Raw genomic sequence first — 13,765 nt, forward strand, 5'->3', positions numbered from 1 at the left:
TGATTGCCGGATTCAGTTTTCCTGAACGAGAGGTGACGCATGCGCGAGATCAGTCTGGACCGATTGCGTACGCTGGTCGCGATCGCCGACCAGGGATCGTTCGTGGCCGCCGCGCAACTGCTTCATCTGGCGCCGCCGACGGTCAGTCTTCATGTCGCCGAACTCGAAAGCCGCATCGGCGCGCCGTTGCTGTCGCGCACGCGCGGCAACGTGCGGCCGTCGACCATCGGTGCGGTGCTGGTGGAGCGGGCGCGCCGCTTGCTGGCCGAGGTCGAATCGACACTCGACGACGTGGAGCGGCAAGTGCAGGGGCTCACCGGTCGCGTGCGCCTCGGCGCGTCGACTGGCGCGATCGCCCACCTGTTGCCGCAGGCGGTGGCTCGGTTGCGCGAGCGGCATCCGGATATCGACGTGCAGATCGCGGTGCTCACGTCGCAAGACACGCTGGCGCGCATCGCGCAGGGCACGCTCGATGTCGGGCTGGTCGCGCTGCCGCAGCCGGCGGTCGCGGGGTTGTCGATCCGCGCGTGGCGGCGCGATCCGGTGCTGGCCTTCCTGCCCGCGGACTGGCGGCTTCCGGCGCGTGTGACGCCGGCCTATCTGGCCGCGCGTCCGCTGATTCTCAACGATGCGACCACCCGCCTGTCGCGGCTCACGACGGAATGGTTCGCGCTCGGCGGCCATCGGCCCGAGCCACGCATCGAACTCAACTACAACGATGCGATCAAGAGCCTGGTCGCCGCGGGTTACGGCGCGACGCTGCTGCCGCACGAGGCGGGCGCCCCGCCGCCCGACGCACGCATCGTCATGCGGCCGCTGCGTCCGGCGTTGTGGCGTGAACTGGGTATCGCGCATCGGGTCGGCCCGGTCGAGCGCTCGACACAGCACGTGCTCGACGCGTTGTGGGCGCTCGGCGCGCGGTAGGGAATCGCGCTGCCGTTCAGGACGCATGCCGCGGTGGCGACTCGACCGGACGCGGCATGCGCGAGGTCGAACGCTTCTGCCTGTCGCCGGGCGCGGCCACATGCGGGCCAGCTGGTGCCAACGCCCACGCCAGGGCCGGCACCAGCACCAGCACCCGGCGCCGCCCCGTTACAGCCGGTTGTCCCTAGCGAGCATCAGCACGCGCGCCCAGCGCCGTGCATCGCGCTTGTCCATCATCGGCAGCTTCCATTCGCCGCGCACCGCGTCGCGCACGCGCACGACCAGATGCCAGCGGCCGTCGATCGGCGCGGCCTCGCAGCCGTCGAGCTGCGATAGCGTATAGCGGCCGTCCGCGCCGTCTTGCGACAGCCACAGCAGCCCCTGCGACGCGGACACGCGCACCTCGCCCCATGCGCGATGCACGATATGGGTCCAGCCTTGCTCTTTCGTGTTCGGCGCGATGTCGCGGCGGCGTTTGATCCACCACGCGATTAACGCGATCAGGATGGCGCCGGCGAGCACGGCGGCCGCGATCGCGACCGGCTGGCCGAACTGCGCGGCGATGACGTGAAACAGGTGAACCGCGCCCCATCCAATGGCGATGAGCGCGAACAGCGCAAGGAAAATCGGCATGTCGAATCGGAATAGAGGACGGACCGGCGCAGGCAGCGCGCCGGTCCGCCGCACAGGGCATTACCGGCGGCGGTGAATGTCGTGCGTGACGAAGCCCGCGTCGTTGACGGGCAGCGCGAGGCCGTCCTTCACCGCGAGCGTCTTGCGGATGTCGTCGAGACCCGCGGACCAGTGGTCGCGCATCGTCGACAGACCGAACTGATAGTCCTTGTAGTGGTGCTCGTACGCCTTCTGCTGATAGATCAGGTGCTGGATGTTGTACTTCTTCCCGCTCGACATCGCTTCAGCCTCGACGCACCACGGATCGTTCTTGCGCTGCTCCTCCGGCACCTGCTCGAGCACGTGGCGCAGCACGTTGCGGTAGCGCTGTTCGCGCTGCAGCGTGTCGGTGACGAAACGCGTGCGGCTCGAATACTGCACGTCCTTCGTGCGTTCCGCGACGTCGGCCATCGTGCGCGGCAACGGCCCGCGCGCGCTCCACAGATCGACCTGGAACGCGAGCGTGTCGCGGCGCGGGCGCGCGCGCAGCACTTCCATCAGCGGCGTGTTCGACACGACGCCGCCGTCCCAGTAGTACTCGCCGTCGATCTCGACGGGCGGGAACGCGGGCGGCAGCGCGCCGGATGCCATGAAGTGCTCGGGCGTGAGGCGAATGCGCGAGTTGTCGAAGTACACGAAGTTGCCGGTGCCGACGTTGACCGCGCCGACCGACACGCGCGTCTCGCCCGAGTTGATCCGGTCGAAATCGCACAGCTTCAGCAGCGTCGCGCGCAGCGCCGACGTGTCGTACCAGCTGATCTTTTCCGGATGATCGGACACGCCCGGCAGCGGCGGCGGGAAGCGCGGCACGAAGAATCCCTGCTGGCCCTGCATCATCGCGCTCGCGGCCTGCGACGCGGTGAAGAACGTGCGGATCTGGTCGATGCTGTTGAACAGCGCGAATTCGAACGCGGCCGGCATCGCGGGAAAGAACGCCGGCTGGCAGATCGTTTCCCAGAATTCGCGCAGCCGCTCGACGCGATGTTCGGGCGCATTGCCGGCGATCAGCGCGGTGTTCAGCGCGCCGATCGAGATGCCTGCGATCCAGTCGAGCGGAACGTTCGCTTCGTGCAGCCCTTCGAACACGCCGGCCTGATACGCGCCGAGCGCGCCGCCGCCTTGCAGGACGAGCGCGATCGTTTCGTACGGCAGCGACCGCGCAGCGGCCGGTGCGCCGGCCTCGTGTTGCAGGTCCGCCGCATCGACGGCCTGCTTTTCTGTACGCGCGTGCGGTTTCATCAGTTGCTCCGAGAAATGCCGCCGTGGATGGCGGACACGGAAGGCGTGACGTCGATCGACGGCACGCCATCGTGAGTCTTGAGAATGGGCGGTGGTGCGGGCATCGCCCCCCGTCAGGGAGGCGAAGACATTACTGCATGAACCAGCCGTGGCTGACGATGAACGACTGCCCCGTGAGCGCGGCGCTCGGGAACGCCGACAGGAACAGCACCGTCTGCGCGACGTCCTGCACCGTCGTGAACACGCCGTCGACCGTGTTGCCGAGCATCACCTTCTTGATCACGTCCTCTTCGCTGATTCCGAGCTCCTTCGCCTGCTCCGGAATCTGCTTGTCGACCAGCGGCGTGCGCACGAAGCCCGGACACACGACGTGCGAGCGCACGTTGTGCTTCGCGCCTTCCTTCGCCAGCACGCGCGCGAGGCCGAGCAGACCGTGCTTGGCCGTCACGTAGGCCGACTTCAGCGGCGACGCTTCGTGCGAGTGCACCGAGCCCATGTAGATCACGACGCCGCCGCGATCATCCTTGTACATGTGCTTGAGCGCCGCCTTCGTCGTCAGGAATGCGCCGTCGACATGGATCGCCTGCATCTTCTTCCAGTCGGAGAACGCGTAGTTCTCGATCGGATTGACGATCTGGATGCCGGCGTTCGACACGAGGATGTCGACCGAGCCGAACGCTTCGGCGACCTTGTCGATGCCGCTGTTCACGGCCTCCTCGTTGGTCACGTCCATCGCGACGCCGATCGCCTTGCCGCCTGCCTTGTTGATCTCGTCGGCCACCGCGTTCGCGCCGTCCTGGTTCAGGTCGGCGATCGCGACGGCCGCACCCGCCTTGGCCAGCTCCAGTGCGATTTCCTTGCCGATGCCGCTTGCGGCGCCCGTGACGACTGCGGTCTTGCCATTCAGGTTGCTCATTTCGAATTCCCGTGGTGAAAGGATTGACAGGGAGAAAGGACTGCGGACGTGTTATTGAGCCAGGTAATCGTAGACGACTTCGCCGAGGCCGAGCGTCAAATCCGCGACGATGTGGCGCGCTTCGACGATCTCGAGCACCGGCAGGTCGGCCACCGGCGCAAGTGCGTGCGGTGCCAGCTCGAGCGACGCGGGGCCCGTCCATGCGCCCTTCATCTTGATGTCCTGCATGTAGTAGCGCACCAGTTCGCACACGCGGGCGGTGCCGTCGACGTGCGGGATGATCTTCAACAGGAAGTTCGGGCCGGCGAGGCGTTTCGCCTGCTCTTCGATGTCGAGGTCCTTGTGCTTGTAGCCCATCGTGCCGGTCGCGACGCGCACCTTGCCGTAGTCGAGCGTGCCCAGGATGTGATCGGTGTTCACGTGCAGCGTGGGCGACGCGAGCTTCTTCGGGAAGCCCCACAGCTCGCGGCCGCCGGCGATCGGCGGGTGATCGTCGAGATACATCGCGAGCGTGTAGCCGCCGGCCTGGCCGTTGTATTCGACGGGGATCACCTGACCGCTTTCGGTGTAGTCGCCGAAGCCGGTCGAATCGGCCATGCGAATGAATTCGTAATGTACGAGCGGCTCGGTGATCTGCAGCGGCTCGGGGACAATCTCACGCAGGCGGTCCGGATCGGTGCGATACGTGATGATCAGAAACTCACGATCGACGAAACGGTACGGCCCCATCGGGAAAGCAGGGCTCGTCAACGGCATCGCAAACGCTTTCGATCGGACATCGCTGATTTTCATGCGGACTCCTTGTTGTTGATCGCTTCGTGGATGATTGGTCGTAATCGTATGCCTGTGCGTCGCCGTTGTGCGATGCCGCATATGGAATTAATTGTTGCCGATTTCGATTCATTTGCCGCCTAAATATTGAGACAAGCGGCACAAACAGCGCGGACGGCGCCCGGTGACCCGATATTCATGCGCATCAATGAAGCCACGATACGAAAAAGGTGAGGTTTTACGGGAGAGTTGGTGAGCTTCTACGGGAGACGGTCGCGCGGCGATGTGACAATTGTGTGAACTTGTGTTGCAGCGCGGGCTCTAAGTGCGTTCGCGCGCGGCGCACTGGCCGGTCCTGATCACCGATGGGCCGACGGATTAAGCAACGCTTAAGCGGGTGCGCCCTAGCATCGTTTGCCTCCGACCGGTACGGCCGGTCACTCATTACGCCCCACGCAACCGGATTCATGCAGAACCTCAATCTCACCCTGTTTTCCGCCATCAATGCCGGCGCCGCGCCGCACCCCGGCGTTGCCCGCCTCGCGATCTTCGCCGCCGACTGGCTCGTCTATGCGCTGCCTGCGATGCTGCTGCTGACCTGGATCTTCGGCGAGCGTGCGACGCGGCGCCAGGCGATCGAAGCCGGCGTCGGCACGTGCGTGGCGCTGGCGCTCGCGCAGGTGCTCGGGCATTTCTGGTTCTCGCCGCGGCCGTTCATGGCCGGCGTCGGCACGCAACTGATTCCGCATGTGCCGGATAGCTCGTTTCCGAGCGATCACATGACGTTCGCGTGGAGTCTCGCCGTCGGCATGATGCTCGCCGGCACCACGCGGCTGACCGGGTTCGTGATGGCCGCGATGGCCGTCGCGATTGCATGGGGTCGCGTGTATGCGGGCGTGCACTGGCCGTTCGACATGGCCGGCGGCGTGCTGGTCGGCACGGCCGGCGCGCTGGCCGCGCACCTGTACGGGCAACGCGTGGTCGAGCTGCTCGAACGGATCGGCGACGTGGTGCACGCGGTGATGATGGGGCGCGAGCGCGCGCCCTGAGCGGGAGAATCAAGCGGAGAAGTGCGGGCCGGGCTCCGTCAACCGGGCGTCTTGGTCGATTCGGTCGATGCCGACGTGCTGTCGCCTGCTTCATGCAGTTCGGGCGTTTCGCCCGGGTGCCGGACGGCGTCGCGTTCGAGAGAACTTTCCTTCAGGATCGCGCACATCGCGACGAACAGCGCGAGCACGACGGCCGCCAGGCCGCAATAGCCGGCGATCTTCAGGTTGCGAAGGAAAGGCGAAGCGTGGCTTTCTCTTGTCATGACCGGGCGCTCCTGGGCGGGCTGCGGCGGCTGTCGCCCGACAGCGGCGTCGCAGGCATACATATATACCAGCCGCCCCGCCGATGCCAAGCCCGCCGATGCGCGGGCGCCCGTTCGCGTCAGTCTTCCAGCGTTTCGTGCACGGCCGCCGCGCCGCGCTTCCAGTACGCCGCCGCGCGGATGCGTGACTTGTCGATGCCGCGCTCGCCGGTCAGGTGCAGGCGCACGGCGCGCATCGACTGCGCTTCACCCGCCGCCCACACATAACCGTCGCCGGAGGACGGCAGCGGCAGGTCGCGCACTGCATTCAGCAGCGCGTCGCCGTGCGCCGCGTCGGCTTCGGCGCGAAAGCGCCAGATTTCATGCACGTCGGCGCGCGTATCGAACGCGATCTGCGCGGTCCGATCCGCGACTTCCAGCACGACCGCCGCCCGGGCGCCGGCCGGCAGCTGCTCGAGACGCCGTGCGATCGCCGGCAGCGCCGTATCGTCGCCGATCAGCAGATGCCAGTCGAAATCGATCGGGACCACGAACGAACCACGCGGGCCGCCGATGCCGAGCCATTGGCCGACGCGAGCTTGCGCCGCCCACTGCGATGCGGGGCCCGGATGGTTCAGCACGAATTCGAGATCGAGTTCGCAGGCGGCGCGGTCGAAGCGGCGCGGCGTGAAGTCGCGCGCAATCGGCTTCGGTTCGCCTTCGGGAAACTCGGGGCCGTTCGCGCCGAGCGTCGGCACCGCGGGCCGCTCGGCGCCGGGCGGCGGGAAAAACACCTTCACGTGGTCGTCGAACGACGACGATTCGAAATCAGCGAGGTCGGGGCCGCCGAGCGTGACGCGCAGCAGATGCGGCGTCACCGCGTGCACGCGCACGACCTGCAGCAGGCGGAACTTGAGGGTATGGCGCACGCGGGTCACGGTGCGCTCGGATGTGTTCTGCATCAATCCGTTCTCCTTAGGTTTGGCGGGACGGCGCGGATTACGCGCCGGTGCCGCCTTCGATTTCGGCCGTCGCGCGGCGCATGATCGCCGCGATGCGCCGTTGTTCGTCGGCGTCGGCGGCGCTCTTGTGCAGCAGCGCCCGTTTGAGCGCGAGACGCGCTTCGACGAACTCCGGAAGCCAGCCGGGCTGTGCGTCGTCCGGTGCTTCGCTGCCCGCCGATTCGCCGGCGAACGCGCGGCGCATGAATTCCATCTTGCGCGCGAGGTGCGTGAGGCGCGCGAACAGCGTGTCGACGCGTTCGCGCTGCGCATCGAGATGCGCGCGACCGGCATCAGTCAGCGCATAGCGCTTGCGATTGCCTTCGGCCTGCGACGCGACGAAGCCGACTTCCTCGAGATACGTGAGCGCCGGATACACCATGCCGGGGCTCGGGCTGTAGAAGCCGTTCGAGCGCGTGTCGAGCGCCTTGATCAGCTCGTAGCCATGGCTCGGCTGCTCGGCGACCAGCGCGAGCAGCAGCAACTGGAGATCGTCGGAACTGAACTGGCGGCCGCGCGGCATGCCGTCGTCGCCGAAATCGCCAAAGCCGCCGCGTCCGCCACGGCCGCCGAACGGACCGCCGCCGCCAAAGGGGTCGTGGCCGCGGCGATGGCGGCCGATTGCGTGCCAGAGGCCGGCGAACCAGTCAGGGGCGGCATGCGGACCATGACCGTCGCATCGGGCATGGCCGCGGGAGGGGTTGTGTCGCATGATCGTGTCCTATATGTCGGAAAACATATCTAAAGATATATATCGAAAGATAGGGTGTCAAGGACGGATTATTGGGGTTGGATGGGGGCGTGCGGCTGTGCCGAGCGGCCTGCGGCGCGGATTCCTGTCGGCGCGTTCCGTCGATGTCGTCGTCGGCCCGCTCGCGGCGACCGGACGGCCGGTGCCGGATCCGGTGTTGCGGTCATTCAATTAATTGATCGCGGCGCACGCGCTTGCCGATGATTTCCCGAAACATTCCGAGTGGCACAGCCGGATTTATGAATAAATTAATCAATATCAATTATAAAAACACCGGCAACTATTGTTTAAATTCCAGAAATTACTTAATTTAATTATCGCCCGATCAAACAAATTGTCCGCGACAGCAAAGGCCGTCAAATCCGCCTCGTCATTCAATGACGCATACCGTTGCAGCGCTTGTCTGACGGTCATTTCCGAGGCGATGAAGAATTTCGACCCTTTATCCACGACTCTGAAAATTCGTCGAAATGTGAAGCATTGCAATATAAAGCCCCCACGCCGGGTATTCCGGTTGCGATGCGTGATTTAATTTGGCAGGATTTTCATCAGGTTGTCCGATTTTAAAACAACAAACCGCTCGACAATTCAATTTACCGAAATAACGCGCGGCGCGCCGAGCAACGATTGGAAAGGAAGCTGACCAGAAAAATGGGGTAAAGAGGCGGCGAACGGCCCACACCGTTCGCGATCATTGAATCAATCGCTTGTCCGGTGGCGTCGATGCGTCACGCGAGCGAGCGATCCGGGCGAATCCGACACGGGGCGGCCATGGCGATACTCAAGAATGATTCTTCCGGAGAAGCATGCTTGCTCCGCGCGTATCACGTGTTCGGCCGCGACGACGCGCGCTGCGACACGGTCATCCGGGATGGGTCGGTGTCGCGTGTCCATGCCCATATCCGCTGGGTCGGCGGCCTCTGGGAGCTCTACGATCACAGCAGCAACGGCACGTCGGTATCGGGCGTCGCGCTGCGCGACGGCGAGCACGCGGTGCTGCACCGCGGCGACGTGATCCGGTTCGGCAGGGCCGGCATTGCACCGTGGCGTGTCGATACGCTCGACGATCCGGCCGATACGCTATGGCCGATACGAGGCGCCGCGGCCCCGATCGTGCTCGCACCGCGCCAGATCCTGCCTGCCCCGGCCGCGCAGCCGGTCACGATCGTCCGTTCGCCGGCCGGCGAATGGCTGTGCGACGACACGTTGCCGCCGCGCGCGCTCCACGACGGCGATGAAGTGTCGACCGGCGACTTCGCGTGGCGCCTCGCACTCGTGCGCCACGGCTCGACGGTGATGCTCGCCGCACCCGCCGATCCGGCCGCGCCGACGCAATTGCTCGAATTCTTCGTCAGCCGGAACGAGGAGCACGTGCGCATGCTGCTGCACGTCCGCGGCGGCGTGGTCGACCTCGGCGAGCGCGCCCATCACTACAGCCTCGTCACGCTCGCCCGCGCACGCGCGGCCGACATGCAGGCCGGCTACGACGCCGCCACGCAAGGATGGATCGAACTTGACCGGCTGGCACGCATGCTCGGCACCGATACGTCCCATGTCAACGTGCAGATTCACCGCGCACGGAGCCAGTTCGCGGCGTTGCCGGGGCTGGGCGCGCGCCAGCTCGTCGAGCGCCGGCGCGGCAGCGTCCGTTTCGGCGATTTTGCATTCCGCGTCATGCGCGGTGACCACCTCGAATGCCAGTCGGTGCCGGCCGTCGGGCCGCGTATCGACGTGCAGCGTGCGGCGCCGGCCCCGGTTGTCCATTGCCCGTGAACGCGCGAGAACCGGCCGTATTGCCGACCGCATCTCGTCCGCCGACCGGGCCGGACGCTGCTGCGCCGCGCGAGCATGCCGCGCCTTTCGCGGCGCTTGCCGGCAAATGGCATTACCGGCTCGGCGCGCTGCTCGGCGAAGGCGGCAACGGCGTGGTGTTTCGCGCGATCTGCGACGAGACGGGGCAAGATGTCGCGATCAAGCTGATGCGAGACGATGCCGCGCTCAGCGCGGCGGAGCGCGCGCGCCGGCGTGCGCGCTTCCGGCGCGAGACGAGCCTGTGCGAGGCGCTGCGGCATCCGAACATCGTGGCCCTGCTCGACCAAGGGCAAGCGCCCGACGGGCGGCTGTTCGCCGTATTCGAACTGGTGCAGGGCAGGACCGTGCGCGACCGGCTCGCGGCGCAAGGGCCGCTGTCGGCCGTCGACACGGGGCGGCTGATGACGGAGGTGCTCGACGCGCTCGCGGCCGCCCATCGGCGCGGCATCGTGCATCGGGATCTGAAGCCGCAGAACATCGTGATCACGATGGCCGATGACGGGCCGCACGCGAAGCTCCTTGATTTCGGCATCGGTGCGTTGCTGCCCGGTACCGACGACGTCGCGCGCGACACCGCGACGCTGGCGACCGAGGTGCTCGGCTCGCCGCCCTATTGCGCGCCGGAGCAATTGCGCAACGAGCCGCCGACACCCGCCAGCGATCTTTATGCGTGGGGCCTGATCGTAATCGAATGCCTGACGGGCGATGTCGTCATGCAAGGCGCGAGCGTGGCCGACATCCTCTATCAGCAGCTGAGCCCGGTGGACGTCGCGCTCCCGCCATCGATCGCGTCGCATCCGCTCGGCGCGGTACTGCGCCACGCACTGAACAAGAATCCGCAGCAGCGCGCCGCGTCGGCCGACGCGCTCGCGGCGCAGTTTCGCGCGCTCAACTTCGCTGCGCTCGTCGGCCAGTTCGATGCCGGTCGCGCGGGCCGGCCGATGCCTCCGCGCCCGCTTGCGCACGGCGAGACGATGGCCGCGCTCGGCGAATTCCGACAGATCACCACGCTGTGCTGTTGCGTGGCGATCGCCGGAGAGGGGCGGCAACGCCATGCCGGCACCGAGCACGGCAATGCGATCGACGGCTACGAGGAACAGTGGCTGACGAAGTGCGCCGATATCGCCGTCGGTTACGGCGCGCACGCAGGCGGAAGGCTCGGCGACACGCTGCTGTTCCATTTCGGCCTGCAAGGCGATATCGACCGGCCCGAGCGCCGGGCGGTGCGTGCGGCGCTCGACATCGTGCGGGTGGCCGGGCGCGCGCGGCTGCCGGTGCCGACGGCGGCCGGCGGCCGCGTTGCCGGGGCAGGAGATAGCTGGCGGGTCGAAGTGGCGGCCGCGATCCACGTTGGGCAGGCGCTCGCGCATGCGTCGCACATGTCGGGCGGCTCGACGCCCGCCGCGGCGTCGCGGCTGCTGCGGCTCGCCGGGCCCGGACAGATTCTGATCAGCGACGATGCGCGGCTCGCGCTCGAACGGCATGCCGATTTCCGGCCGACCGCATTGCAGCTGGCGCGGGCGGGCCTCGCGCCGCAGCCGGTTCACGAGTTGCTCGGCGAGCGGCACGCCGATACGCCGTTCGATTCGCTCGACGCCGGCATGCGTGCACCGATGGTCGGCCGCGCGCGCGAGCTCGACGCGCTGCTGCACGCGTGGCGGGAAACGCAAGGGCGCCATCGTCGCGCGATGCGCGGCGAGCCGGCGCCGCACGGTGTGCCGCGGCTCGTCGTCGGCGAGGCTGGGCTCGGCAAGTCGCGGCTCGTGCACGCGTTGTGCGAAGCCGTTCGGGACCGGGGCCACGCGTTCGCGCATTGCGGGTGCCTGCCCGAGCGGGAGAACCACGCGCTGTTTCCGGTCCTGCGGTTCATCGGCGCGCATTGGCATATCGATGCCGATAGCCCGCCCGGCATCGCGCTCGCGGCGATCGATGCGATGATCGCGCCGCTCGATTGCGATCATGCGGCCGCCCGGCTCGCGCTCGCGACCTGGCTGGGGCTGCCCTGCGATGCGAAGGGGCTCCTGTGGTCGAGCGTGCGCGAGCAGCACGCGTTGTTCGATGTCCTCGAGCAACTGATCGTGTCGCTCGGCAACGGCGCGCCGGTCTTGCTCGTGATCGAGGACGTTCAATGGCTCGATCGCTCGACCGAGGACTTTCTCGCGTATCTGCAGCGCTCGCCGCGCGCGGCGGCCCTGGGCATCGTGCTCACGTCGCGCCCCGACAAGCTCGCGCGCTGGCGCGGCGCGACCGACCGCGTGGTGCTGCGCCGCCTGCCGCGCGACGACGCGCAGCGCCTGCTGTCGGCGCATCTGGGCGAGGGCGCGTTCGATCCGGCGTGGCTCGACCGGCTTGCCGATCGCACGGCAGGTATCCCGCTGTTTATCGAGGCCGTCGCGCGCGAATTGACGATGAGCGGCGCGGACGGCTCGCCCGCGGCCCCGGGGGCAACGGACCCTTATCCGCTTCCGCTCAGTCTCGGCGGCATGCTCGGTCTTGCATTCGACCGGATCGACGGCGCGCGCGACACCGCGCAGCTCGCCGCGACCATCGGGCTCGAGGTGGATGCGCAACTGCTCGCCGACGCATCGCCGCACGATCGGGGCACGCTCGACGCGCATCTGCGGCTGCTGCTCGAAGAGCGGATCGTGTATGCGCAGCATCGGCGCGATCGCGTGTTCTATTCGTTCCGCCATGCGCTGATTCGCGATGCCGCGTATGAATCGATGCCGCCGGCCGTGCGGCGCGGCAATCACGCGCGCGTCGGCCGTACGCTCGTCGCGCAAGCCGATCGCGGCGCCGGTGCGCATGCGTTCGGCGTCGCCGGGCACTTCGCGCGCGCAGGCGCTTGGGCGGAGGCGATCACCCACGGCATCGACGCGGCGCGCCGCGCACTCGAACGTTCCCGGTACGACGACGCGATCCGCTACGGGCAGACCGTGTTCGAATGGCTCGGCACGGCCGACTACGCGCAGCGCGAGCACGACAGTGCGCGTATCCGCGCCACGTTGACGCACGCGACGATGGCGCGGTTCGGCTGGGCGGATCCGCAGGTGCGCGAGCATGCGGAGCAGTTGCTGCGGCAAATGCAGACGCTCGACGATCCGGAACTCGAGATCAGCGCGTTATGGACGCTGTCGACCTACTACCACGTCGCGGGCGATCGTCCCACCGTGCGCGGGATCGGCCTGCGGCTCGACGCGCTCGCGACCGAGCGCGGCGATGCCGGCGTTCAGGTCGCGGCGGACGCGATGCGCGGCATGAGCCTGTGGGTCGACGGCCACTATGCGCGCGCCCGCGCCGCGTTCGACGCGGTGCTGGCCGGCTATGACGTGCGGCGCGACGCGGGCCACCGGCGCATCCTGGGGCTCGATACGCGCGCATGGACGATGGCATCGCTCGCGAGCGTGCGCTGGTGCATGGACGACGACCCGCAGGCCTCGCTCGCGATGGCGCGCGAAGCCGTGTATTGCGCGACCTGCCTCGACCATTTGCCGACGCTCGGCGTCACGATGCTGTACCTCGCACGCACGTACCAGCTCGCGGGCGATCGCGACGCGGCGCGATCGTTGTCGGTAGCGCTGCTTCGGCTGTCCGAGGCGCACCGGCTGCGCGCGGTCGGGCACTACGCCGCGATCATCCATGCGTGGACGCAAGAGGATCGCGCGGGCGTTGTCGCGCATCTCGATGCGCAGCGGCAGTCGGGCGGCCTGCTCGGGCTGACCTACTACGCGTCGCTGCTTGCCGAGCTGGATGCCGCGCGCGGCGACTACGGCGCCGCGCTCGCGCAGATCCGGCAATGCCTCGCATGGTGCGAGTCGACCGGGGAACGATATTACGAAGCCCAGCTGTTGCTGAAGGAGTGCGAGTACCTGCGCCGGGCCGATCCGCGCTGCGGCGGCGTGGCCGCGCTGGACGCGTGCCGGCGCGCAGTCGAAATTGCAACGACGGCGGGCATGGGCCGGATCGCCAGGCTCGCCGAAGCCACGTTGCAGTCGTTGCCGTAAGCAGTCCCATTCGTCATTCAGGAGAGCAGACCGATGAGCAAGGATCTTCGATTACCGACGTACGATCAGTTTCTCGAATACCGCGCGACCGTCATCCGGGCGATCGCGCTCGCATGGCATTCCCCGGCATTTCTCGACGAACTCGAGAACGATCCGGTCAACGCATTGCGCGAGCATTTCGACTATCACTTTCCATTCAAGCTCGACCTGAAGGTGCAGATCAAATCGTCGGCGTGGACGCCGACCGTCAACGGCGACTGGACCGCCGGCCACAAAAACAAGCTGACGCTGTATTTGCCGCCCGCGCCGGCGGACGAGGCGCAATTCGCGCAGGCGCTGGCCGCGTACAACGCGAACCACATCACCATCATGGAATGACTTCGG

At 67.3% G+C, this 13,765-nt stretch carries 12 protein-coding genes; 5 read left to right on the plus strand and 7 right to left on the minus strand.

The features are described from left to right. Positions 1 to 39: 39 nt before the first annotated feature. Positions 40 to 924 carry a LysR family transcriptional regulator gene (locus BAMB_RS24900; RefSeq protein WP_011659915.1) on the plus strand — a complete coding sequence of 295 codons (885 nt, stop codon included), beginning with the start codon at positions 40 to 42 and terminating at the stop codon, positions 922 to 924. Between the two features lie 168 nt (positions 925 to 1,092). Here BAMB_RS24900 and BAMB_RS24905 read toward each other — a convergent pair whose 3' ends face one another. From BAMB_RS24905 to BAMB_RS24920, 4 genes are all read right to left on the minus strand, one after another. Beyond that, positions 1,093 to 1,557 (minus strand): hypothetical protein, encoded by a 465-nt coding sequence (locus BAMB_RS24905; protein ID WP_011659916.1) that lies wholly within the window; start codon positions 1,555 to 1,557, stop codon positions 1,093 to 1,095. 60 nt (positions 1,558 to 1,617) lie between these two features. Further along, positions 1,618 to 2,835: a patatin-like phospholipase family protein gene (locus BAMB_RS24910; RefSeq protein ID WP_011659917.1), complete on the minus strand. Its 1,218-nt coding sequence runs from the start codon at positions 2,833 to 2,835 to the stop codon at positions 1,618 to 1,620. Between the two features lie 130 nt (positions 2,836 to 2,965). Beyond that, complete coding sequence (locus BAMB_RS24915; protein WP_011659918.1) at positions 2,966 to 3,751, minus strand: 3-hydroxybutyrate dehydrogenase; 786 nt, start codon at positions 3,749 to 3,751, stop codon at positions 2,966 to 2,968. Between the two features lie 51 nt (positions 3,752 to 3,802). Further along, complete coding sequence (locus tag BAMB_RS24920) at positions 3,803 to 4,543, minus strand: acetoacetate decarboxylase (protein WP_011659919.1); 741 nt, start codon at positions 4,541 to 4,543, stop codon at positions 3,803 to 3,805. 446 nt (positions 4,544 to 4,989) lie between these two features. On the opposite strand from BAMB_RS24920, the gene BAMB_RS24925 reads away from it, so the two are divergent. After that, positions 4,990 to 5,571, plus strand: coding sequence for an undecaprenyl-diphosphatase (locus tag BAMB_RS24925; protein ID WP_011659920.1), 582 nt, complete (start codon positions 4,990 to 4,992; stop codon positions 5,569 to 5,571). A gap of 38 nt (positions 5,572 to 5,609) precedes the next feature. On the opposite strand, the gene BAMB_RS24930 is transcribed toward BAMB_RS24925, so the two are convergent. The 3 genes from BAMB_RS24930 to BAMB_RS24940 form a co-directional block, all read right to left on the minus strand. Next, entirely contained in the window at positions 5,610 to 5,834 is a 225-nt protein-coding gene (locus tag BAMB_RS24930; protein WP_011659921.1) for a hypothetical protein, read from the minus strand. 119 nt (positions 5,835 to 5,953) lie between these two features. Beyond that, positions 5,954 to 6,775 carry a siderophore-interacting protein gene (locus BAMB_RS24935; RefSeq protein WP_011659922.1) on the minus strand — a complete coding sequence of 274 codons (822 nt, stop codon included), beginning with the start codon at positions 6,773 to 6,775 and terminating at the stop codon, positions 5,954 to 5,956. 37 nt (positions 6,776 to 6,812) lie between these two features. After that, positions 6,813 to 7,526: a PadR family transcriptional regulator gene (locus BAMB_RS24940; protein WP_011659923.1), complete on the minus strand. Its 714-nt coding sequence runs from the start codon at positions 7,524 to 7,526 to the stop codon at positions 6,813 to 6,815. Positions 7,527 to 8,336: 810 nt separating this feature from the next. Here BAMB_RS24940 and BAMB_RS24945 point away from each other — a divergent pair. Genes BAMB_RS24945 through BAMB_RS24955 form a run of 3 tightly spaced genes read left to right on the plus strand, consistent with a single transcriptional unit; the run spans position 8,337 to position 13,759 of the window. Further along, on the plus strand, positions 8,337 to 9,338 hold the full coding sequence (locus BAMB_RS24945) for an FHA domain-containing protein (RefSeq protein WP_011659924.1): 1,002 nt from the start codon (positions 8,337 to 8,339) through the stop codon (positions 9,336 to 9,338). Next, on the plus strand, positions 9,335 to 13,381 hold the full coding sequence (locus BAMB_RS24950) for a TOMM system kinase/cyclase fusion protein (protein ID WP_011659925.1): 4,047 nt from the start codon (positions 9,335 to 9,337) through the stop codon (positions 13,379 to 13,381). The genes BAMB_RS24945 and BAMB_RS24950 overlap by 4 nt, the downstream gene beginning before the upstream one ends. 33 nt (positions 13,382 to 13,414) lie before the next feature. Then, a complete protein-coding gene (locus BAMB_RS24955; protein ID WP_011659926.1) occupies positions 13,415 to 13,759 on the plus strand; it encodes a BMA_0021/BMA_0022 family TOMM bacteriocin in 345 nt (114 codons plus the stop codon). The last annotated feature ends 6 nt before the right edge of the window (positions 13,760 to 13,765 follow it).

This window comes from Burkholderia ambifaria AMMD (genome assembly GCF_000203915.1).
Classification (GTDB): domain Bacteria; phylum Pseudomonadota; class Gammaproteobacteria; order Burkholderiales; family Burkholderiaceae; genus Burkholderia; species Burkholderia ambifaria.